The sequence below is a fragment of the Paenibacillus sp. NPDC093718 genome, assembly GCF_050279985.1.
Lineage (GTDB): Bacteria > Bacillota > Bacilli > Paenibacillales > Paenibacillaceae > Paenibacillus_AQ.
Window position 1 is genome coordinate 1 of record NZ_JBNNUS010000017.1, and the last position, 23,050, is coordinate 23,050.

Here is a 23,050-nt window from a genome sequence, read left to right on the forward strand (position 1 = left end):
CCTTCCAGCGCCGATGGTACTTGGACCGAAGGGTCCCGGGAGAGTAGGACGTCGCCAAGCGAACAACCATAAAGACCGTTATCGAGTCATCGATAACGGTCTTTTCCTGTATGGAGGTAACCTATTATGTTGCCCCTTGATCAGCGATAGCTACAACTCCACGCAGGCGCTACTTATGATGGGTACCAGCTATTAAGATGTATGATTGGAATTTGAAGCATCTCCGAACAACAGATTCAATACTTAAAAAGACGATCCCGGTGGGATCGTCTTTTTTGTTTCAGGAACCAACAATAAAATCATGAGCGATAATTTGCCTTTGTGACCATTGTTTTGCCTAATATCCCTATTTGTACATCATGCGAACTCCGTTATCTCTGCGAGCAGTGATGTGTCCGGGTACTCATGGATAGCTGCCAACCATATATACTTCAAGACTTGTGCCTCAACCAGGTTCTTAACGTTCCTCTGTTCATAAGGCAGCACCGTATGTGGAACGCTGATAGGTTTCACAGTGGCGGATAAACCCCATCACAACCTGCTCGCCAGGCTTCATCGATGTGAACTTAGACTCCAGCTTTCCAACCGATGGATATCAATATGAAATATGAAACAAGAAATTAGGCTTTACAGAACCAAGACACTAGTGTACTATTTAACTATGACACCGATACAAGAAGGAGTGGAAGAAAAAACATGAACGGGAATGCGTCAAATGAAGCAACAACCAATATAGAGAATGCCGCAATGGACTTAAAGAACGGACTACACGCTTCGGCCTCTACGGAGTGGAAGAATTCCAAGCAAGGTCCCGTAGTTCTTACTGTCAATCAAGTCACCAAAACGATTGGAAAGAAGAATATCGTTGATGGATTATCCTTTGAGATTCATCGCGGTGAAATTGTTGGTTTGCTTGGACCGAACGGCGCGGGCAAAACAACAACCATTCGGATGATTGTAGGGTTAATCGAGATGACCCAGGGCGATGTACAGGTAAAAGGGCACAGCATCAAGAAGGACTTCGTTCAAGCCGTTCGCCATATCGGGGGCATTATCGAGAACCCGGAATTCTATCCGTACATGAGCGGTTATGACAACCTGAGACAGTACCAGCGGATGTCTGAGGGAGTGACCATCACGAGAATCATGGAGGTTGTTAAGCTTGTTGGGCTCCAGGATGCCATCCACAAGAAGGTACGTGCTTATTCCCTGGGAATGCGCCAACGACTTGGAATCGCGCAGGCTTTGCTGCATAATCCATCCATCCTCATTCTTGACGAGCCGACGAACGGCCTGGATCCAGCCGGTATCCGCGAGATGCGGGATTACTTGAAGCAAATCGCCAAAGATGAGGGAATTGCCATTCTCGTATCCAGCCACCTGCTGTCGGAGATGGAACTGATGTGCACCCGCGTGGTCGTTATCCAGGAGGGTAAATTCGTAACCGAGCGTTCTATCGGGGGGACAGTCGTTAATGAAGAATTTACTACAGTAAGCTTCCGCGTGAATGACGCGACCATGGCTGAACAAACGATTAGACATTTGCAAAACATCACATTGCTCAACTCCCAACTGGAGGAGGGAATCATTACCCTTCAACTTCAGGAAGAAGATATTCCTTCGCTGATCCAGTCACTGTGTGATGCACGGGTACGGATTTACCGGGTGGAAGAGATCAAATCGTCTCTTGAAGAAGAATTCTTAAAATGGACAGGAGGCAACCGCATTGCATAGCTTTGGAAATCTCGTCTGGAATGAATGGCTCAAAATGTTTAAGAAACGCAGCTTCTTCCTGCCATATGCGCTTTTGGCCGGAATGGTGGTCTTCACGGCGTTCTTGCTCTATAAGTTTTCCGGTGGGGGCAGTACCGGTTATGAATTTGCCGAGATAGCAGTAACAACCAAGGGAATGGGGCAAGTACTGACCCTGCTTGCCATTGTCGTGACGGCAGGAGCCGTAGCGAAGGAACACAGCATGGGAACAATCAAATTGCTGCTTATACGTGCACAGAGCCGCACCAAGATTTTGGCATCGAAATATGTTGCCGTATTGATATACATCTTAATACTGGTGGCCTTCATGTTTGCTGTAGCCGTGCTGACTGGTCAAATTACGTTCGGCATGGATGTCGGCTCCGTTACGCTTGGAGATGTGCTCATTGGAGCCGTGAACAACCTGGTGTATACGATCGTTTATGTAACGCTAACCTTTATGGTAGGCATTCTAACGAGATCTACCGGTCCTGCAATCGGCATCGGCATGTTCATGGTCATTATGGAAAGTATGGTGATACAGCTGCTTGCGCGTTACTCCTGGTCTAAATACTTGCTGTTCCTGAACGTGGATCTTTCCATGTACAGCGGAGGTGCAGGGTCCCCGATTCCAGGCATGAGTTTAACATTCTCAATGATGATGCTCGCTGTATATCTCCTCTTGTTTCTTGCGATAGGCTTTGTTACGTTTAAAAAACGGGATGTCGCATAAGGGACCTGAGTTCGAGGTAGAGCGGCGGAAAGGAGCAACCCGACAGTGAGTATAGAATTCGACAATAATCTGCCGATCTATTTACAGATCATGACGTATTTAAAGAAAGAAATCATCATCGGTAAACTGCAGCCCGGTGATAAAATCCCATCGGTTCGAGAATTAGCGAGTGAGCTTCAAATAAATCCAAACACGGTGCAGCGAACTTTTCAGGAATTGGAGCGTGAGGGTATTGTGGAGACGCGGCGGGGATTGGGCCGATACGTGACAAGCGAGGAATCCAAAATTATGGAAATCAAAAAAGAAATGGCAGGCGATCTACTGGAACGCTTTATTCGCGGCATGCAGGAGCTTGGCTTTAAAGATCAGGACATCATATCGATCGTGGAAGATGCTGTGAAGCAGCCATGATCCATAGCGGAGGTGAAATCACGGTGGAGAATCTGTTGCAGGTAAGGAATGTGACCAAAACGTATGCCGGTGGCCGCAGAGCGTTACATGAAGTTAATCTGGATATTAACGGTGGGAAAATCATTGGTTTGCTGGGTACCAACGGCAGCGGAAAGAGCACGCTTATGAAAATTGCCGCTGGGTTGATCCAGCCGACAACGGGCGGCGCTTACGTGAATGGCAAACCGGTCGGCCTGGAAACCAAAGCCGTCGTTTCCTTTATGCCGGATCGGCCCGTGACGGAATCCTGGATGAAGGTATCGGATGCGGTGGCATATTTTAAAGATTTTTATGAGGACTTTAATGTGGAGAAGGCACGCAACATGCTGGAATTCATGAATTTAAAGCCACATGACCGCATCAGTTCCTTATCCAAAGGAATGAATGAGCGCCTGCAGTTATCATTGGCCTTGTCCCGTGAAGCCCAGCTGTATATGCTGGATGAGCCGATTGGCGGGGTGGATCCGGTAGCCAGAGGCAAAATTTTAGATGCGATTGTGGAGTTCTACAACGAAGACAGCAGCATTATCATTTCAACCCATTTGGTCCGGGATATTGAGCGGATATTTGATGAAGTGATCTTTATTCAGGGCGGCGAAGTCGTTATGCATGACGAAGTTGAGAACATCCGCCTAAAACACGGAAAAAGTGTGGATGAGATGTTTAAAGAGGTGTATGCGGAATGATGAAACTGTTCAAATACGACTGGAAGAGAAACTCAACGACGCTGCTCGGCGCCTTCGCGATCCTTCTCATCGTTCAGATTGCGATCACGGTAGCAGGCTCGATAAGAGATTGGGAGCTTGGAATAATGTTGGGTCTAAGCATGCTGGCTTATGGCTCTATGAGTGTTCTGCTTCTTGTGGTCACTGGCAAGAACTTCGGCTATAACATAAAGGCATATCACCGGCGTTTACTTCCCGTACATTCCGTGTGGAATGTGGTTTCATCACTTTTACTGGCATGTGTAAGCTTGCTGGTACTTGGGATATTGATGGCTCTGCATTTGTGGTACTACTTGAATGAGGCGGACATTTGGGAATATATCAATTTCGCTGATGTTCCCGTTTCGTATTATGTCGGGCTTGCCCTGCTGATGGTATGGAAATTCATCTATTTGATGATTGCGATATTTTTTGCAATTACCGTGTCCAGGAGCATCACGAAGAAGGGCAGTACATGGATCGGCATTCTGGTGTTCTTCGTATTGCAATACGTACTTGGCTGGCTTAGCCAAATGCTTTTCGGAGAAGAGGCTGCGTGGGTCGGACCTATGGCTAGCATATCGTTTTATGAGAAAGAGGCAGACCTTACGGTATCGACCGTGCAATATACATTAGCATGGGGGGCACTTGCTTTTGAAGTGATATTGGCCGCCTTGATCGTGTATGCAACGGTCTACCTCATCGACCGGAAGGTTGAGGTATAACCAAAAGAGATACTTGGAAATCCGGAAGACAAATGAATAAGGTTTAGACTATGACGAACAAAAAGACTGCCTATCGAGGGCAGTTTTTTTGCGTATGGAAGGAGATAACAGGGGCAAAACAGAACTAGAACCTTACCCATAGCCTTCCTGAGCAAGAGTGGAACCCTCCATTAGATCATGTGAAATAGGGGATAAATACAGCAATGTGATTTAAACATTATAACGTTATATTCACGTAGCGCTCGTTCTGTGCTATGCTATAACCACGACACTCAACTTACACAATGTAAACCGACGGGATAAGAGGATCCAAGCTGGTCCGGTTAGGCTGAAGGAGTGAAGCTATGAAGATATTGGAACAGCGTTTTATTATACGCAATGTAAAGACGGTCCATGAGGATGAACCTTTTGACATTGTCATGGAGAACGGGTTCATAACCGAAATAACGGATGCGAACACGGCACAGGGTGCCAACAGTTTTGATGGTACGGGACTATATGTGTCCAGCGGCTGGATCGATATGCACGTCCATGCGGTCGCCAACCTGGAGCCTTACGGAGATGCCATCGACGAAATCGGCGTTAAGCAAGGGGTTGCCACCATAATCGACGCAGGGAGCTGCGGCGCGGATACGATTGGAGAACTCGCAGCCGAAGTTGCAAGGTCCAAGACGAATGTGTTTGCTTTTCTGAATATTTCGCATATCGGTCTGCAGCGGGTCGACGAGTTGTCCAGTCTGGAATGGATTGATGCCGAGAAGGCAACAAAGGCGGTATGCACGTATCCGGATCTGATCATTGGACTCAAGGCCAGAATCAGCAAAAGCGTCGTCAGGGACAATGGGGTAGAACCGCTTCGACTTGCAAGAAAATTGTCGGAGAAAACGTCACTGCCGCTAATGGTACATATCGGGTCAGGGCCACCTCCGATTGAGGAAGTATTGGAGCTGCTTCAGAAAGACGACATTATTACTCATTATTTGAACGGCAAAGCCAACAATTTATTTGATTCGGACGGGAAGCCGATCCCTGCCCTGGTGGAAGCGATAGCTCGCGGCGTTCATCTGGATGTGGGCCATGGAACGGCAAGCTTCTCGTTCTTGGTGGCGGAGTATGCCAAGACCCAAGGGATTAAGCCGGACACGATCAGCACCGATATTTATCGCGGGAATCGCATCAATGGCCCAGTGTACAGCCTGGCTAATGTTATGACGAAGTTCCTGTATTTGGGGTACAGCCTGCAGGAGGTGGTCTCAGCGGTAACGGACCATGCAGCAGGATGGTTGCGTCGTCCCGAGCTTGGCCGAATTCAAGCCGGCGATGCCGCTCACCTGACGCTGTTTGCCCTGCAGCAGGGCGCTATGAGTTTAACTGATTCCGAAGGGGAGACCCGAATCGCTGATCGATATATCGAAGCCAGAGGAGTGGTTGTCAATGGATCATTCATTACATGCTAAATACGGGTTGAAACGCGTGGTTAATGCCAGCGGGCGCATGAGTATTCTTGGCGTATCGGCGCCGACGGATACCGTCATGGAAGCGATGAGGATCGGCGGGCAGAGTTACGTGGAAATCGCGGATCTGGTAGATAAGGCGGGCGATTACATGGCGCGCATCCTTGGTTCCGAGGCTGCGGTCGTTGTCAATTCCGCTTCCAGCGGAATCGCGCTTTCCGTGGCTGGAATCGTCACCGAAGGCAATCGCAGACGCAGTGACCGACTGCACCAGGAGCCAATCGCGAAGAACGAGATTATCATGTTTAAGGGACATAATGTGCAGTATGGTGCACCTGTTGAAACGATGGTTTATCTCGGGGGCGGCAAGGTCGTTGAAGTTGGGTATGCCAACGAAGGGCGCAAGGAGCATATCGCAGAAGCGATTAATGAGCGTACAGCCGCCATTTTGTATGTGAAATCCCATCACTGCGTACAGAAAAATATGATTTCGGTGGAAGAAGCGGCAGAAGTGGCCCAGGCACATGGACTTCCTCTGATTATCGATGCTGCTGCCGAAGAGGATATCCAGAAGTATGTGAAATACGGCGACCTGGCCATATACAGCGGATCCAAGGCAATTGAAGGCCCGACCTCCGGCATTGTCGGCGGCAAACGTCAATACGTCGAGTGGGTAAAAGCGCAGCTTCATGGTATTGGGCGCAGCATGAAGGTAGGCAAGGAAACGACGTTTGGACTGCTTCAGGCGCTAGACGAGTATATGGTGAAGGAAGATAAGAGTGAGCAGGAGAAAGCGGCACTGGAGGAAATGAAATCCTTATCGAAATTACCGGGCATTGAGGTGACCATTGTTCAGGACGAAGCGGGAAGGGCGATCTATAGGGGGCGCGTGAAAGTCGATGAAAATGCGGCCGGGGTCAGTGCCAAATCCATGAACGATCAGCTTCGCGAAGGCGATATTGCCGTGTACACCAGGGATTACGGTGTTCGCCAGGGGTATTTTGATATCGATCCTCGCTCGCTTTCCGGGGATGATTTGCAAGTCATTATAACGAGAATACAGCAGATTGCAGGGGGAAACTAAGATGGCAAACATGGAGAAACGTCTTTACAGAAATCGTGCGGCACTGAACGTACTTGCAGGCAGCATTCAGAATGCGAAGGAAATTTTTGAAGCTTCGGAAGGGCATGTGCTGGTCGGCGTATTGTCCAAAAATTATCCGAACGCACAAGAGGCCGTTATTGCGATGAAGGAGTACGGCGCCGTTATCGAAGATGCGGTATCGATCGGATTGGGTGCCGGCGATAACCGCCAAGCTGCGGTGGTAGCCGAGATTGTCAAAAGCTACCCAGGCACGCATATCAATCAGGTGTTCCCGGCAGTTGGTGCTACACGTGCCAATCTGGGCGGCGAAGAAAGCTGGATCAACAGCCTCGTGTCCCCTTCGGGACAAGTGGGCTACGTGAACATATCTACCGGACCGGTGAGCGCTGCCGGATCGGACAAAGCCATCGTCCCCGTAAAATCGGCAATCGCGCTTGTACGCGATATGGGCGGCAACGCACTAAAGTATTTCCCGATGCAGGGGTTGAAGCTGGAGGATGAGTACCGCGCGGTAGCGAAGGCGTGTGCGGAGGAAGGATTTGCGCTTGAACCAACAGGCGGGATTGATAAAGAGAATTTTGAAGCCATCGTACGCATCGCATTCGAAGCGGGAGTACAGCAGGTCATCCCGCACGTGTACTCCTCGATTATCGACTCGGCAAGCGGAGATACAATCATTAGCGATGTTCAAGAGCTGCATCGCAAGCTAAAAGCCCTGGTTGATCAATATGCCTAAGACGATTGCCGCATATGGCGAAGTGATGATGCGTCTTCAAGTACCGGGATATGCTTCCTTGGCTCAAGAGAGCCATCTGAATTACTCTTTTTCCGGCACGGGGGTAAACATCGCCTCGGCTGTGGCAAGGTTCGGTCATAACGGTTATCTGGTCAGCACGCTGCCGGATAACCCGCTTGGCGAAGCGGCGGTTTCCTACCTGCGCAAGCTTGGCATCGATACTTCGCTCATTAGCCGCGGAGGCAAATATGTTGGCATGTACTTTCTGGAGAATGGCTTTGGTGTCAGACCCGGACGCGTGACCTATACGGACCGGCTGGGCAGCAGCTTTAACACGGCAGAGGATGCCATGTACGATTTCGGTGCGATTGCCCAAAAGATAGACATGATCCATTTTTGCGGTATAACTCTTTCCATGAATGACACGGTACGAGGTCAAATGAAGACACTGGCTCGTGAAGTTAAGGCTAACGGGGGAACCGTTGTGTTCGATTGCAATTATCGCCCCTCTTTATGGGGGACAGACCGCTATGAGTTTGCCAAGCCGCACTATGAGGAAATGCTGTCACTTGCGGATATCGTCTTTATGAATGAGAAGGATGCTATCTATATCCTTGGCATGGAGACGACCCGGGAGGATCGGAACGAACAGCTGCAGGAGTTGATTCCGAAGGTGGCAGCGAAGTATAATATTACGGTTGCGTCGGGTACCCACCGCAAGATCAACGGGGATAACACCCATTCCCTGCAAGGCTATCTCTACACGGATGGAGCGTTTCATTTTTCCAAAACGTTGACGTTTTCCGTTCACGATCGTATCGGCGCGGGTGATGCTTACGCCAGCGGGGTGATCCACGGGATCTCGGAGGGTTATGAACCGAATCGGACGGTTGATTTTGCCGCAGCTGCGGCGATGCTTGCCCATACCGTAACAGGGGATACGCCGACGGCGAACGAACGCGAAGTGCTTCAGGCAATGAGTCATCATATGTCTGACGTGGAAAGGTAGGAGAAGCATGTCGATCACGCGGAAGAACGGTCCGTTATACTTGCAAATCAAGAAGATCATAAAAGATCGGATTCTGCATGGGGAATATCCACTTGGCTCCCATATTCCTTCCGAGCCGCAGCTGGAGCAGGAATTTAACGTTAGTAAAATGACGGTCCGCAATGCGATCCAGGAGTTGTATCAGGAAGGGTATGTAGAGAAGCGGAGCGGGGTAGGAACGATTGTGACCCGGAACACTTCCTTCTCCAAGCTTTCCAAAGGCAAGCTGTTTACCGAGATTCTGGTCGAAGAAGGACACCAGATTCGGAAGCGTCACCTGAAGACGGAATGGGTGCATAATGAACCGGATAGCGAATTGTTCTTAAAATTTGGGGAGCGGTGCCTGCTTATTGAACGATTGTATTTACTGGACGGGAGTCCTTTTATTTACTACACTCACTACGTGTCATCCCAAGTGGATATGGGCGAAGAGTTCGGTTCCACCGAACTACCGTCTCTCTATGACCGCATCGAGGAAAGTCAAATCACGCTGGAAAATTTCCGCGACCGTTTCCTGGCAACCGTGGCAAATGAAGAAATTGCCTCCTTGCTTGAAGTAAGTATAGGCTCGCCGTTACTGAAGCGGCTCAGAACCTCTTATGACGGGACAGGCAGCATCATTGAATACAGCATCGGTTATTACAATACGGAGCTGCAGCACTACTTGATCAGTTATGACGCTTAAAGATTGACACGATACAGGATTATGATAAGGAGAAGTAGTCTTGAAACCGGTTTTCACCGGTATGGAGGCTGCTTCTTTTTTGTTGCCTTTTGTATGAATTGTTCTTGAAGAAGAGGCTATAAGCGATCAAGGAACTGGGTACAATAAGAATAAAGGCAAAGCGTGAAATTGAGAAGTACCTCTTGGCAAAATGAAAAAATGTGCTATAATGAAATCAAAGTCAAAGAAAGTCAAAGTCAACGAGAGGGTTCGCTGATTTTGATTATGGTTAAAATTAACGTATAAGCAAGGCTCTGTGCGGACGTGTAAGATCACTATCCGTCTTAACGTTTCAAACAGTGGAGGATGAACAGACCAATGCGTAATATCTCTGATATTATCGAACATTACCTGAAGAGCATACTGCAGGAAAGTCCGGAGGGTACCGTTGAAATTCAACGCAACGATCTGGCGGAGCAATTTTCTTGCGTTCCTTCCCAGATTAACTACGTGATCAGTACACGGTTCACGCTGGAGAAGGGCTTTCTTGTCGAGAGCAAGCGCGGCGGGGGCGGGTACATACGCATCCAGCGTATCGAGCTTCCCCAGCATACTGCACTCCAGCAGCATCTTCATCATACCATTGGCAGCATGATTGACCAGACGGTGGCTGAAGGATTGATTTACCAGCTGGAGGAGTCCCGTTTTTTAACGAAGCGGGAGGCCAGCCTGATGCGGGCCGCCATTTCAAGGGAGTGTCTGAATGTGAAGCTTCCTTATCGGGATGAGCTGCGTGCAAGGATTATGAAGGCGATGCTTATTTCTTTATTAGGTAAGTGAGTCTGTGTAAGGGGGCATCGGATTATGTTATGCCAAGAATGCGGTAAACGGCCGGCGACACTTCATTTCACCAAAATTGTGAACGGGGAGAAAACGGAGTTTCATTTTTGTGAAACCTGTGCCCGCGAAAAAGGGGAATTGATCCCCGGCACGTCGAATGGTTTTTCTATACACAGTTTGCTGTCAGGTCTTCTGGATCTGGATCCTTCAGGCAAGGGCCAGAGTCCCGGCGCAAAAACGGCCCAGACGCTGCAGTGCGAAGAATGCGGTATGACGTATTCCCAGTTCAGCAAGCTTGGCCGGTTCGGCTGCAGCTCGTGTTATAAATATTTCTCGGATCGATTGGATCCATTGTTTAAGCGAGTCCATGGGGGAACATCCCATGTCGGCAAAGTGCCGAAGCGTACGGGTGGTCGGATTCAGATCAAACGCCAAATCGATGAGCTTAAGAAGGAGCTTCAAATTCGGATCGTGCAGGAGGAGTTTGAATCGGCTGCCGAGATCCGGGACCAAATCCGTGAGCTGGAGCGGAATATGGCTCAGGGATAAGATTGTAAGATTTTGCACTTTAGTAGGAGGAATGCGTGATGTCTAATCTCCGGTTTACCGATTCGGCGCTGAGCGAGTGGATGCGCGGGAACGGTCAGGATTCCGACATTGTCATCAGCACCCGTGTCAGGGTGGCGCGCAATCTGCAGCATCTTCCTTTCCCGCTGCTGGCAACGGATCAGCAGTCAGGAGAAGTGCTAGAGCGCCTGACGAATGTGCTGGAGAATAAGGACGATTTGCAGGATTTCGGGGATTTACATGTAATTAAATTAAGTGAGATTGATGAGCTGGATAAGAAGGTTCTTGTTGAGAAGCATCTGATCAGTCCCAATCTGGCGAATGAATCCCGAAACGGTGCAGTCATCCTTACGGAAGATGAATCCGTCAGCATTATGATCAATGAAGAGGATCACCTGCGCATACAGTGTTTATATCCCGGATTTCAGGTTCGTGAGGCATGGGCACGTGCGACGGCGCTGGATGATGTTTTTGAATCCGAGATCGATTATGCGTTTGATGACAAGCGAGGTTATCTTACCAGCTGTCCGACCAATGTCGGAACCGGCCTTCGCGCATCGGTCATGATGCATCTGCCCGCTCTTGTTATGACACAGCAGATTAATCGGATTCTCTCGGCTGTATCACAGGTGGGTTTGACTGTAAGAGGGATTTACGGCGAAGGCAGCGAAGCGTTAGGTAACTTGTTTCAAATCTCGAATCAGATTACGCTCGGTCAAACCGAGTCGGAGATCATTGAGAATCTTCACAGCGTCGCCCTGCAGATCATCGAGCATGAGAAGAATGCCAGAGCCCGGCTCTTGGGTGAATCCAAGCTCCGGATTACGGATCGGGTTATGCGCTCCTATGGCATACTGTCCTATGCAGCGGTGATGGATTCGAAGGAAGCGGCCCAGCGGTTGTCCGATGTTCGGCTTGGTGTGGATCTCGGCCTTCTGGAAGGTCCGGAAATCCCGGTCATGAATGAACTGAATGTGAAGACGCAGCCGGGCTTTCTGCAGAAGACCTACGGAGAGGGCATGACTCCTTCCGAACGCGACATGTACAGGGCTAAGCTCATCAGAGAAACATTGGGTAACCATTAAGGATCTATACTCGTTTTACAGTTGGATGACGGTTTAAGCGTCCTAAGCTGACGATACACCGAAATCCGCGAGGTTCAATATATTAATTGAAACGTGGAGGTGCAATACTATGATGTTTGGCAGATTTACGGAACGTGCACAAAAGGTGCTTGCATTGGCTCAGGAAGAAGCGGTACGTCTGGGGCACAACAATATCGGCACAGAACATATCCTGCTAGGACTTATTCGTGAAGGAGACGGCATTGCAGCCAAAGCGCTGATCGGACTTGGACTTGGTCTTGAGAAAATTCAGGATGAAGTCGAAACATTAATCGGACGCGGACAGGAGCAGCCTACCAACATTGCCTATACGCCAAGAGCGAAAAAGGTAATTGAGCTCTCCATGGACGAAGCTCGTAAGCTTGGTCATACCTACGTAGGTACTGAGCATATTCTGCTGGGGCTGATTCGTGAAGGTGAAGGGGTTGCAGCACGCGTGCTGAACAACCTGGGCATTAGCCTGAACAAAGCTCGCCAGCAAGTACTGCAGCTGCTTGGCAGCAGCGAAGCGGTATCGAGCCATCATGGCACGCCGCAAAACGTAAGCACGCCTACATTGGACAGTCTCGCTCGCGATCTGACCGCCATTGCCAAAGAAGGCAACCTGGATCCGGTCATTGGACGCAGCAAAGAAATTGAGCGCGTGATTCAGGTACTAAGCCGCCGTACGAAGAACAACCCGGTGTTGATTGGTGAACCAGGGGTAGGTAAGACGGCGATTGCGGAAGGCCTGGCACAACGCATTATTAACAATGAAATTCCGGAGACACTGCGTGACAAACGCGTCATGACGCTGGATATGGGCTCAGTTGTTGCGGGTACGAAATACCGCGGTGAGTTTGAGGATCGCCTGAAAAAAATCATGGATGAGATTCGTCAAGCAGGCAACATTGTTCTGTTCATCGATGAGCTGCATACGTTGATCGGTGCAGGCGGTGCAGAAGGTGCGATTGACGCTTCCAACATTCTTAAGCCATCATTGGCACGCGGAGAACTTCAGTGCATCGGAGCAACCACACTGGATGAATACCGCAAATATATTGAAAAAGATGCTGCCCTCGAGCGCCGTTTCCAACCGATTACGGTGGACCAACCGTCGCCGGAGGAAGCCATTCAGATTCTGTATGGACTGCGTGACCGTTACGAAGCGCATCACCGCGTGAAAATTACGGATGAAGCGATCGAGCAGGCTGTGAAATTGTCTGACCGCTACATTACGGACCGCTTCCTGCCGGATAAAGCGATTGATCTGATTGACGAGGCTGGTTCGAAAGTTCGCCTTCATACGTATACCATACCGCCAAATCTGAAAGATCAGGAAGCGCATCTGGAGGACATCCGCAAAGAGAAAGACGCAGCTGTCCAAAGCCAGGAATTCGAGAAGGCTGCAGCGCTGCGCGATACGGAGCAGAAGCTGCGTGAAGAACTAGAAATCACGAAGAATCAATGGAAAGAAAAACAAGGACGTACCGATTCCGAGGTAACACCGGAGGATATCGCCGACGTTGTAGCCAACTGGACTGGTATTCCTGTAAATAAACTGAAAGAAGAAGAGACCGAGCGTCTTCTGAATCTGGAAGAAATCCTCCACAGCCGCGTGATCGGTCAAGAGGAAGCGGTCAAAGCGGTCAGCCGGGCCGTTCGCCGGGCACGTGCAGGCCTGAAAGATCCGAAGCGTCCAATGGGCTCCTTCATCTTCCTGGGTCCTACCGGGGTAGGTAAAACCGAACTGGCACGCGCTCTTGCTGAAGCGATGTTCGGAGACGAGAATGCGGTTGTGCGGATCGATATGTCCGAGTACATGGAGAAGCATTCCACGTCACGCCTTGTCGGAGCGCCTCCGGGATATGTAGGTTACGAGGAAGGCGGTCAGCTGACCGAGAAAGTACGCCGCAAGCCGTATTCCGTTGTCCTGCTCGATGAAATCGAGAAGGCTCACCCTGAGGTATTCAACATCCTGCTTCAAGTGCTGGAAGACGGACGCTTGACCGATTCCAAGGGCCGCGTGGTGGACTTCCGCAACACCCTGATCATCCTGACCTCTAACGTGGGGGCGGAAGCGATCAAGAAAAACTCTACGCTTGGCTTTACTGCGGTGACGGATGCAGGCCGCGATTATAACAACATGAAAGGCAAAGTGATGGATGAGCTCAAGAAGAGCTTCCGTCCGGAGTTCTTGAACCGTATTGACGAGATCATCGTATTCCACTCTTTGGAAGAGAAACACATTGCCGAAATCGTGACATTGATGTCCGACGAGCTGCGTAAGCGTCTGAAGGAATTCGAGGTGCATTTCGAGCTCACAGACAAAGCGAAGGCCTTCATCGCCAAGGAAGGATACGATCCGGCCTTCGGTGCCCGCCCGTTGCGCCGGGCTATCCAGAAGCACATCGAGGATCGTCTCTCCGAGGAGCTGCTGAAAGGTACTGTGGCCAAGGGTGACTCCCTCGTAATTGATGAGGCTAATGGCGAGCTTGTGGTGAACAAGAACGAAAGCGTCACTGCTGCATCAGTCGAAACTGAATAAGTGTAACTTCAACCCCCGCTGGAATGAAATCCAGCGGGGATTTTGATTTTAAGGCTAATGGAAGATGAAGGTTTTGTATGGGGCAGAAACTTGGATGCTCAGAAGTTATGTGAATGAAATGACCGAGGCTATTTATATCGGTAAATTAAAAAGGCATCTGGAAGAATAGCGAAATAAGAAAACAGACCTTCATGTATGAGCCCAGCGGAGAGGACGGAATCGTTCTGAAGAAGCGACAGCGGTCGCCTTTAAAACCGGGAAACCACTTTTGATTTCAATGCCAGTTTCCTGGTTTTAACAGCGATCGTAAGAACGATCCGGCAGCGAAGCGGACACGTATGGTTTATATGTACTTATGTTTGATAAATTGCATCAAAATAATGTGGATCTTCCCCCGATCCTTCAAATTTGAAACAAATCCTTCTCATCCCGCGTAAAGTTTCCAATTAACCTTTACGTTGAATTATAAGAAATGGTAAACTTTGAGTAATGCCTGATTTTGCAGGGTTTTACGGAATCCGACAAAGGATGTGCGACATAAAGGAGACTCACATGGCAAAAACTAAAACGAAATTTTTCTGTACCGAGTGCGGCTATGAAGCGCCCAAATGGTTCGGAAAATGTCCGGGCTGCCAATCATGGAATTCCATGGTTGAAGAGACCGAGACGGTAGTCAAGACGCAGGGGATGAATTCCCCTCTTTTTCATAGTAAAGAAAAACCCCTTTCGATCATAAATATAGAAAGTGGTAAAGAACCCAGAATCCAGACGGGCATTGCGGAATTGAACCGTGTGCTCGGCGGCGGGCTGGTTCCGGGCTCACTGGTGTTAGTCGGCGGTGATCCCGGCATCGGCAAATCCACGCTGCTGCTGCAAGCCTCCAATCGATTGGCCCAGAACGGTATACGCGTTCTGTACATTTCCGGTGAGGAATCCGTACGCCAGACCAAACTGCGTGCAGATCGGCTCGGGGCGCTGTCCCCGGAGCTGTTTGTCCTTTGTGAAACCAACCTCGAATCGATTGAGGAAGCCATTGAGAACGTAAAACCTGGCTTTGTTGTCATTGATTCCATTCAGACGGTGTATTTGCCGGAGGTAACCAGTGCGCCGGGCAGCGTTTCCCAGGTACGGGAGTGTACGGCACGCTTCATGCGATTGGCGAAGGTGAAAGGCATAGCGACCGTCCTGGTCGGTCATGTGACCAAGGAAGGCGCTATTGCAGGCCCAAGGATGCTGGAGCACATGGTGGACTGTGTGCTTTATTTTGAAGGAGAGCGTCACCATACTTACCGTTTGCTTCGTGCGGTAAAGAACCGTTTCGGTTCGACGAATGAGATTGGCATTTTTGAGATGGGTGAGGATGGACTTCGGGAAGTCGGGAATCCATCGGAACTGTTTTTATCAGAACGGCCTTTAGGTGTAGCGGGTTCAACCGTTGTTGCAAGCATGGAGGGAACTCGCCCGGTTCTGGTCGAGCTGCAGGCGCTCATCTCCACAACCCATTTCCCGTCACCGCGCCGGATGGGCACAGGGGTGGACCACCATCGCATGAATCTAATCATTGCCGTGCTGGAGAAACGGATGGGCATGTACCTGCAAACCCAAGACGCCTATCTGAACGTAGCGGGCGGCGTGAAGCTCGACGAACCTGCGGTGGATCTGGCCATAGCGGTCAGCATAGCGTCCAGCTTCCGCGACATTCCGACCAAGCCGTATGACGTTATTTTTGGCGAGGTGGGCCTGACCGGTGAGGTTCGGGCCGTTTCAAGAGCGGAGCAGAGGGTAAGAGAAGCCGAGAAGCTGGGTTTTAAGCGCGTACTCATGCCGGAGAAGAGTTTGAAGGGATGGAAGCATCCGAAAGGAATACAAATTATAGGAGTAAACACCGTTGCAGATGCATTAGCGGTTGCGTTAGATTAGGGGGCATACGAAGGTGAAAGAAACGAGCCAACTGGACAAAATGAATGATTTGCTAAAGCTGGTAGCACCGGGAACGCCGTTTCGCGACGGACTGGAGAACGTGCTGCGGGCGAAGACGGGCGCCCTGATCGTTGTAGGCTACAGCCCGGAGGTAATGGAAGTTGTCGACGGCGGCTTCTCCATTAACTGCGATTTTTCGCCAAACTATTTATACGAGCTGGCCAAGATGGACGGGGCCATCATCCTCAGTGAAGACTTGAAACGAATCTTATATGCGAATACCCAGCTGATTCCGGATTCCTCGATCTCTTCCATCGAGACAGGGATACGGCACAGAACAGCGGAGCGGGTGGCGAAGCAGACGGGCAAGCTGGTTGTGTCCATCTCACAGCGCCGAAACATCATTACGCTGTACCAAGGCTCGCTGCGGTATGCATTGAAGGAAATCGGCGTCATCTTAACCAAAGCCAATCAGGCCATACAGACGCTGGAACGATACCGCGTGGTGCTTAACCAATCGCTTACCAACCTCTCGGCATCCGAATTCGAAGAACTGGTCACCATCCCTGAAGTCGTAAACGTCATTCAGCGGGTGGAGATGGTGCTCCGCATTAAGAAGGAGATCAAGCGTTATATCAACGAGCTCGGCAACGAAGGTCGCTTGATCAGCATGCAAATGGATGAGCTTGTGAGCAATATGGAGGAAGAGGCTTGGCTGCTGTATGCGGACTATGCCCGGGAGTACAGCGAGGAGAAGATCCGCGAGATCATTCTCGCGCTGAAGCGTTCAACGGATGAGGAGCTGCTGGACATTCATCATATTGTAAGGCTTCTTGGTTATCCGGCTTCCGCCGCTGCTTCGGAGGAAGAAATACTGCCGCGTGGTTACCGAATTTTGAACAAAATCCCGCGCCTTCCGAATGTGATCGTTCGTAATCTGGTAGATCAGTTCCATGATTTATCCAGCATTATGACCGCTTCCATTCATGAACTTGATGAAGTGGACGGGATTGGCGAAGTTCGCGCACGCACCATTAAAGAAGGTCTGAAACGATTGCAAGAACAAGTATTCATTGACAGACAAATCTAAAAGACCTACAATCGATGTTCGTACGTAACATTAATGAGGTGAATAAAAAATGACGAAATCAATTCCGAACATGTTTACTTTAGGTAATCTGTTTCTCGGAATGATTGGTATCATCTTGGCGACGGAAGGTCGAACGAGTATGGCGGCTATTATGATTATCATTGCCATGCTCCTTGACGGACTGGACGGTCGGGTAGCTCGGGCGTTAAATGCCCAAAGCGAGCTCGGTAAGGAACTTGACTCATTATCCGATGTAATTTCATTTGGCGTAGCACCAGCACTCATTATGTATACCGTAGCGTTTACGGATATTAATACAGCACTGGCTTGGACAGTGACCGCCATATTTCCGATGTGCGGCGCACTGCGTCTTGCAAGATTTAATGTTCGTCCGGGCATACCGGGATATTTTATCGGCCTGCCGATCCCCGCTGCGGGAGGCGTGCTGGCTACCTTGGCGTTATTCCATGAAGAGATTACAGCAACTTATATGATTATTGCCGTACTTCTACTTTCTTATCTCATGGTTAGCGCAGTCAAGTACCCGAACTTCAAGAAGATTGGCATTCCGAAAACAGCGATTAAATTTACGCCGCTCGTCATCATTGGCGCAGTCATGGTTGCCGTGTTCTTACCAGAGCAGACCTCCAAACTGATATTCTTGCCATTGGTCCTGTACGCAGGTTATGGCTTGCAGCAGAATTTCCGCAGGCTGAACCGCAAAAAACGTCGTAAAAAGGATGATCCCAATTCAGATGAGGCCTATCAATCCTCTGACCGATAAGCCGGATTCGGACATATCTCCAAATAAAAAGCATTTATTTCCCTGCTAGCGCAGCGAGATAAATGCTTTTTTTGTATGCACGGAGTGGCCTTGCCGTTACGAACCGTCATCATGTTGGCGGTTTTACGACAGGTTAAAAATACCCAATGTGGAGCATTTCTGCGACTCCTTGACAACAACTTCATCCAGTTGAATGTCCAGAAGATTCGCAAGAGCAGACATATAAAACAGGTTGCGGCCAAGCTCGGTGCTTACCGCTTCACGGCAATTCTCGCACAGATGGCCTTCGACGTGCGTGCCGGCTAATTCCCGGGCTGATTCGAGATCAGCGCCGATATCGAAGGTTTGCTTCGTGGCGTGGAGCTCGATGCATCCGCATTCTGTGATGGCCTTGGTTACGGCCCGGTTGACTGAAGCATTGCTTTGACCATTTTTAGACAGAACATCCAAGAGACTGCGGTGACGGAGCAACAATTCGGAAACTTGGTCCTGAAAAGCCTGTAAACTAGGAGCGCTCATTTATACATCCACCTCGATATTATGAATTGAGTTCATTATATTCCACTACTTCAGGCGATTTCAACCAATTTCAGGTGTCTGCAGGCGGTCAATTCCATTTGCGAGGTTGATGTCAGTACACGTCAAAGCCTGATGGGGGTAGGCAAACCGGTAGCATATGGGGATATGGAAATATTATAAAAAAAACGTCTATCGGAGCCCCTTTACAGAAGAGAGACCGCGTTTTTTGAGGATGTTTATCTTGCGATGATCAAATTTATTTGGGTTAACGAAAACTTTTACACTCGATAATCTTAAAAAAAGATCGGTGGGCACGATTACGACTTTATAAATTGGACCATACTGGAAAATAGAAGCAAAGATATTCAGGTATAAAAAGGAGGTGTGCGGAAGCTCATGGTAAAAAAAGCTATTTTAGCATTTACAGTATTATGCGGAGCATGGGGCGGGTATACGTTATATCATACAATGGAACGGTCTTTCTCAGGGCTCTCGCCTATTTTTGGACAAGGTTTATTTGCAGCGGGAAGCGGAGCCTTCGCGGTGCTTGGAGGATTATTATTTGGCATGATCGGTGTGCTGTCAGCGGATCGGGTCACGAGATGGCTCCACAGCCTGATCACTTCGTTCTCCCGCATTCCGATGAACGAGCTGGCTGCGGGTACTGCCGGACTGTTGAGCGGCCTGCTGCTGTCTCTATTGCTGTCACCGGGGTTGTCCTTGCTCGGACAAGCAGGGCAGCTGCTGCAGGTTGGCATTACGCTGCTTGGCGGTTACGTCGGGTTTCGCATTGGATTGGAGAAGAAGGATGAACTGGCTTCCTTGTGGATGTCGGGCAAGTGGAGTCAAGCAGCTGAGCCTGAGGGACGGCGCATAGAGGAACATAAGATTTTGGATACGAGTGTCATCATTGACGGGAGAATTGCGGATATTTGCAAGACAGGATTTATCGAAGGAACGATTGTCATTCCTGAGTTTGTTCTGGAGGAACTACAGCATATTGCGGATTCCTCAGACCTTCTTAAGCGAAATCGCGGCCGGCGCGGCCTTGATATTTTGAACAAAATCCAGAAAGAGCTGGACGTCAAGGTACTCATTTATGAAGGCGATTTTGAGGAAATATCCGAGGTCGACAGCAAACTGGTGAAACTGGCCAAAGTCCTTCAAGGCAAAGTGGTCACGAATGATTTTAACTTAAATAAGGTTTGTGAGCTGCAGGGCGTGTCGGTCCTGAACATTAATGATCTCGCTAACGCGGTCAAACCGGTGGTCCTGCCAGGAGAAGAAATCCTGGTACAGATTATCAAGGACGGCAAGGAGCACGGTCAAGGCGTCGCGTATCTGGATGACGGCACGATGATTGTCGTGGAGGGCGGTCGCGAGTACATCGGCACGATGATGGAGGTGCTCGTTACCAGCGTACTGCAAACCTCGGCGGGCCGGATGATCTTCGCGAAACCAAAACTGTTGGAAAAAGCCCAGTAAAGGGGTATGATGGGGATATACATATCCGCTATTCGTCCGTAAGTGACGATGAAGGGTGAGACAGGAGTTTGGTGCTTGATGAGTAACTTCGGCGCTGTCATTGTAGCGGCGGGAAAAGGAACGAGGATGGGCACCCGGGAGAGCAAGCAGTACCTGGCTCTGAACGGAAAGCCCATTATCGTTCATACGCTTGAAGCATTCAGCCGGATACCATGGCTGCAGGAAATTGTGCTTGTGACGGGGATGGAGGATGTCCCTCGCTGCGAATCCTGGATTCAGGAATACGGTTTGGACAAGGTGTCCGCTGTAATCCCGGGGGGAAGCGAGAGGCAGCAGTCCGTATACCAAGGCATCAAGCAAATTTCTTCAGAGTGGGTAATGATACATGACGGCGTAAGACCGTTTGTAACGCAAGAGGAAATTGAAGTCTGCCGCGATGCGGCAATCCGCGAGGGCGCCTCGGTACTTGGGGTTCCCGTGAAGGATACGATTAAACAGGTGAACGGTAAGGGGCTGATTACAGGCACCCCGGACCGTCAAAGTCTGTGGGCCGTCCAGACCCCACAGGCTTTTCGTCTTTCCGACCTGCTATCCGCGCATGAGGCTGCAGCGAAGGATGGGTTTACAGGCACCGACGATGCCATGCTGATGGAGCGTGCAGGACATCCGGTTACCGTGGTGGAGGGGAAATACAGCAATATTAAGATCACCACCCCGGAGGATCTGGAATATGCAGCTTTTTTACAGAAACGTAAGGGAGAGGACATGGAATGATTCGAGTAGGACAGGGGTTTGACGTACATCAACTCGTAGAAGGAAGGCCGTGCATCATCGGAGGCGTCACGATTCCTTATGACAAAGGGCTTCTCGGGCACTCCGACGCTGACGTGCTGCTGCACGCCGTAACGGACGCGATCCTGGGGGCGCTTGGGCTTGGCGACATTGGTCGCCACTTTCCCGATAACGATCCTGCCTTCAAAGACGCCGACAGCCTGAAGCTTTTGGAACAGGTATGGGTCATGGCGAAGGAACGCGGGTATACACTTGGTAATATCGATTCCACCATAATTGCGCAGAAGCCGAAGATGGCACCCTATATTCCGCAAATGGCGGAAGTGATTGCCAAAGCGCTGGATGCTGAGGTGGATCAGGTTAACGTGAAGGCCACCACAACCGAGCAGCTCGGGTTTACCGGCAGGGGCGAAGGAATCGCCGCGCAATCGGTTGTCTGCCTCGTAAAAGGTATGCTATCATCTTGAAGTATGTGTTCAATAAGGGAGTTTTTTGAGCTAGGAATCTTGAAAGAATAGGGAAGCGGAGGGGTTACAATGACCGGAGAAGTCCGCGTGCGCTATGCACCGAGTCCAACGGGACATTTACATATCGGCAATGCCAGAACGGCATTATTTAATTATTTATTCGCCCGCAAGAACAACGGGAAATTCATTATCCGCATCGAGGATACGGATGTAAAACGCAACGTAGAAGGCGGGGAGCAAAGCCAGCTGAAATACTTGAAGTGGCTGGGCATGGATTGGGACGAGAGCGTGGATGTCGGAGGCGAGTACGGACCTTATCGCCAGACCGAGCGTCTTGATATTTATAAACAATATTGGCAGGACCTTCTGGATCGCGGGCTTGCTTACCGCTGCTACTGCACGGAAGAAGAGCTGGAGCAGGAGCGGGAAGAGCAGATGGCTCGCGGTGAAACACCGCGCTATTCCGGGAAGCACCGGGATTTGACAGAAGAGCAGCGCCAGGCGCTTGAGGCTGAAGGCCGTGTGGCGAGCATCCGCTTCCGCGTTCCGGAAGATCGTATCTACACGTTCGATGATATGGTGAAGGGCACGATTTCATTTAACAGCAAAGAGACGGGCGACTTCGTCATCGTCAAAAAAGACGGCATTCCTACCTACAATTTCGCGGTAGCCCTAGACGATCATCTAATGAAGATCAGCCATGTGCTTCGCGGGGAGGATCATATATCCAATACGCCACGCCAACTGATGATCTATGAAGCGTTTGGCTGGGAGCCGCCTCAGTTTGGACATATGACCCTGATCGTGGGCGAGGATCACAAGAAGCTGAGCAAGCGCAACGAATCGATCATCCAGTTCATTGAGCAGTATGACCAGCTTGGCTATTTGCCTGAAGCGCTGTTCAACTTCATCTCGCTGCTGGGCTGGTCTCCGGAAGGGGAAGAGGAAGTGTTCTCTCAAGAGCAGCTGATCTCGATCTTCGATGAGCATCGCCTGTCCAAGAGCCCCGCGGTATTCGACACGAACAAGCTGGCTCATATGAATAACACGTACATTAAGAACGCGGATCCGGACCGAATTGCCGATTTGGCCATTCCGCATCTGCAGAAAGCCAGCCGTTTGCCGTCCGAGCTTACCGCCGAGCAAGAGGAATGGGCACGCGCGCTCGTGGCGCTCTATCAGGAGCAGATGACGGCGGCTTCGGATATCGTGGATCTGTCGGAAGTGTTCTTCCGTACACATCTGGAGCTGGATGCCGAAGGGATTGAAGTGATGGGCGGCGAGCAGGTGCCTGCCGTATTGTCTGCATTCCTTGCGAAGATCGAGCAGGCGGATGAGTTTAACGCTCCGAAGATTGCGGCGTTGATCAAGGAAGTTCAGAAGGAGACTGGATTTAAGGGCAAACAGCTCTTTATGCCGATCCGCGTAGCCTTGACGGGACAAACCCATGGCCGCGACCTGAACCAGACGATCTGGCTTCTTGGCAGGGATCGCGTGCTTGACCGTTTGCGTTCTCAGATCAAAGGCGCATAATTCGGGCGGCTTCCTCGATAAACGTTCCTTG

The 23,050-nt window shown here is 50.1% G+C and carries 23 protein-coding genes; 22 read left to right on the plus strand and 1 reads right to left on the minus strand.

The genetic code is table 11. The features are described from left to right. From ACQKPA_RS30885 to pssA, 18 genes are all read left to right on the plus strand, one after another. The coding region (locus ACQKPA_RS30885) for a hypothetical protein (protein WP_427496190.1) at positions 1-196 on the plus strand (196 nt) is incomplete at its 5' end. A gap of 500 nt (positions 197-696) precedes the next feature. Then, a complete protein-coding gene (locus tag ACQKPA_RS30890) occupies positions 697-1,734 on the plus strand; it encodes an ABC transporter ATP-binding protein (RefSeq protein ID WP_427496191.1) in 1,038 nt (345 codons plus the stop codon). Beyond that, positions 1,727-2,485: an ABC transporter permease gene (locus tag ACQKPA_RS30895; protein ID WP_427496192.1), complete on the plus strand. Its 759-nt coding sequence runs from the start codon at positions 1,727-1,729 to the stop codon at positions 2,483-2,485. The genes ACQKPA_RS30890 and ACQKPA_RS30895 overlap by 8 nt, the downstream gene beginning before the upstream one ends. Before the next feature lie 45 nt (positions 2,486-2,530). Next, positions 2,531-2,896 (plus strand): GntR family transcriptional regulator, encoded by a 366-nt coding sequence (locus ACQKPA_RS30900; protein WP_076326254.1) that lies wholly within the window; start codon positions 2,531-2,533, stop codon positions 2,894-2,896. 23 nt (positions 2,897-2,919) lie between these two features. Next, positions 2,920-3,621: an ABC transporter ATP-binding protein gene (locus tag ACQKPA_RS30905; RefSeq protein WP_427496193.1), complete on the plus strand. Its 702-nt coding sequence runs from the start codon at positions 2,920-2,922 to the stop codon at positions 3,619-3,621. Beyond that, complete coding sequence (locus tag ACQKPA_RS30910; protein WP_427496194.1) at positions 3,618-4,364, plus strand: hypothetical protein; 747 nt, start codon at positions 3,618-3,620, stop codon at positions 4,362-4,364. The genes ACQKPA_RS30905 and ACQKPA_RS30910 overlap by 4 nt, the downstream gene beginning before the upstream one ends. Before the next feature lie 353 nt (positions 4,365-4,717). Next, positions 4,718-5,821, plus strand: coding sequence for an amidohydrolase/deacetylase family metallohydrolase (locus tag ACQKPA_RS30915; protein WP_427496228.1), 1,104 nt, complete (start codon positions 4,718-4,720; stop codon positions 5,819-5,821). After that, on the plus strand, positions 5,799-6,902 hold the full coding sequence (locus tag ACQKPA_RS30920; RefSeq protein WP_326114810.1) for a DgaE family pyridoxal phosphate-dependent ammonia lyase: 1,104 nt from the start codon (positions 5,799-5,801) through the stop codon (positions 6,900-6,902). The genes ACQKPA_RS30915 and ACQKPA_RS30920 overlap by 23 nt, the downstream gene beginning before the upstream one ends. A 1-nt stretch (position 6,903) precedes the next feature. Next, entirely contained in the window at positions 6,904-7,659 is a 756-nt protein-coding gene (gene dagF / locus ACQKPA_RS30925) for a 2-dehydro-3-deoxy-phosphogluconate aldolase (protein WP_427496195.1), read from the plus strand. Then, on the plus strand, positions 7,652-8,668 hold the full coding sequence (locus tag ACQKPA_RS30930; protein ID WP_427496196.1) for a sugar kinase: 1,017 nt from the start codon (positions 7,652-7,654) through the stop codon (positions 8,666-8,668). Before dagF ends, ACQKPA_RS30930 begins: the two co-directional genes overlap by 8 nt. A 7-nt stretch (positions 8,669-8,675) precedes the next feature. Beyond that, positions 8,676-9,392 (plus strand): GntR family transcriptional regulator, encoded by a 717-nt coding sequence (locus ACQKPA_RS30935; protein WP_427496197.1) that lies wholly within the window; start codon positions 8,676-8,678, stop codon positions 9,390-9,392. A gap of 357 nt (positions 9,393-9,749) precedes the next feature. Next, entirely contained in the window at positions 9,750-10,211 is a 462-nt protein-coding gene (locus ACQKPA_RS30940; protein ID WP_427496198.1) for a CtsR family transcriptional regulator, read from the plus strand. A 24-nt stretch (positions 10,212-10,235) separates the two neighbouring features. Then, positions 10,236-10,760 carry a UvrB/UvrC motif-containing protein gene (locus tag ACQKPA_RS30945; protein ID WP_427496199.1) on the plus strand — a complete coding sequence of 175 codons (525 nt, stop codon included), beginning with the start codon at positions 10,236-10,238 and terminating at the stop codon, positions 10,758-10,760. 38 nt (positions 10,761-10,798) lie between these two features. Continuing rightward, positions 10,799-11,863 (plus strand): protein arginine kinase, encoded by a 1,065-nt coding sequence (locus ACQKPA_RS30950; protein ID WP_427496200.1) that lies wholly within the window; start codon positions 10,799-10,801, stop codon positions 11,861-11,863. A gap of 109 nt (positions 11,864-11,972) precedes the next feature. Further along, entirely contained in the window at positions 11,973-14,429 is a 2,457-nt protein-coding gene (clpC, locus tag ACQKPA_RS30955) for an ATP-dependent protease ATP-binding subunit ClpC (RefSeq protein ID WP_071221039.1), read from the plus strand. A gap of 552 nt (positions 14,430-14,981) precedes the next feature. After that, positions 14,982-16,349 carry a DNA repair protein RadA gene (gene radA, locus ACQKPA_RS30960; RefSeq protein ID WP_427496201.1) on the plus strand — a complete coding sequence of 456 codons (1,368 nt, stop codon included), beginning with the start codon at positions 14,982-14,984 and terminating at the stop codon, positions 16,347-16,349. Between the two features lie 13 nt (positions 16,350-16,362). Then, positions 16,363-17,439, plus strand: a complete 1,077-nt coding sequence (disA, locus tag ACQKPA_RS30965) for a DNA integrity scanning diadenylate cyclase DisA (RefSeq protein WP_071221037.1) — start codon at positions 16,363-16,365, stop codon at positions 17,437-17,439. A gap of 49 nt (positions 17,440-17,488) precedes the next feature. Next, positions 17,489-18,223 (plus strand): CDP-diacylglycerol--serine O-phosphatidyltransferase, encoded by a 735-nt coding sequence (pssA, locus tag ACQKPA_RS30970; protein WP_071221036.1) that lies wholly within the window; start codon positions 17,489-17,491, stop codon positions 18,221-18,223. 123 nt (positions 18,224-18,346) lie between these two features. Here the strand turns inward: pssA and ACQKPA_RS30975 are convergent, their stop codons facing one another. After that, positions 18,347-18,742: a DUF1573 domain-containing protein gene (locus ACQKPA_RS30975; RefSeq protein ID WP_071221035.1), complete on the minus strand. Its 396-nt coding sequence runs from the start codon at positions 18,740-18,742 to the stop codon at positions 18,347-18,349. Positions 18,743-19,138: 396 nt separating this feature from the next. Here ACQKPA_RS30975 and ACQKPA_RS30980 point away from each other — a divergent pair, with 396 nt between their 5' ends. From ACQKPA_RS30980 to gltX, 4 genes are all read left to right on the plus strand, one after another. After that, entirely contained in the window at positions 19,139-20,227 is a 1,089-nt protein-coding gene (locus ACQKPA_RS30980) for a PIN/TRAM domain-containing protein (protein ID WP_427496202.1), read from the plus strand. 78 nt (positions 20,228-20,305) lie between these two features. Beyond that, complete coding sequence (ispD, locus tag ACQKPA_RS30985; RefSeq protein WP_427496203.1) at positions 20,306-21,001, plus strand: 2-C-methyl-D-erythritol 4-phosphate cytidylyltransferase; 696 nt, start codon at positions 20,306-20,308, stop codon at positions 20,999-21,001. Next, on the plus strand, positions 20,998-21,486 hold the full coding sequence (gene ispF, locus ACQKPA_RS30990) for a 2-C-methyl-D-erythritol 2,4-cyclodiphosphate synthase (RefSeq protein ID WP_427496204.1): 489 nt from the start codon (positions 20,998-21,000) through the stop codon (positions 21,484-21,486). Before ispD ends, ispF begins: the two co-directional genes overlap by 4 nt. Positions 21,487-21,555: 69 nt before the next feature. Then, positions 21,556-23,019: a glutamate--tRNA ligase gene (gene gltX / locus ACQKPA_RS30995; protein WP_427496205.1), complete on the plus strand. Its 1,464-nt coding sequence runs from the start codon at positions 21,556-21,558 to the stop codon at positions 23,017-23,019. Positions 23,020-23,050 lie beyond the last annotated feature (31 nt).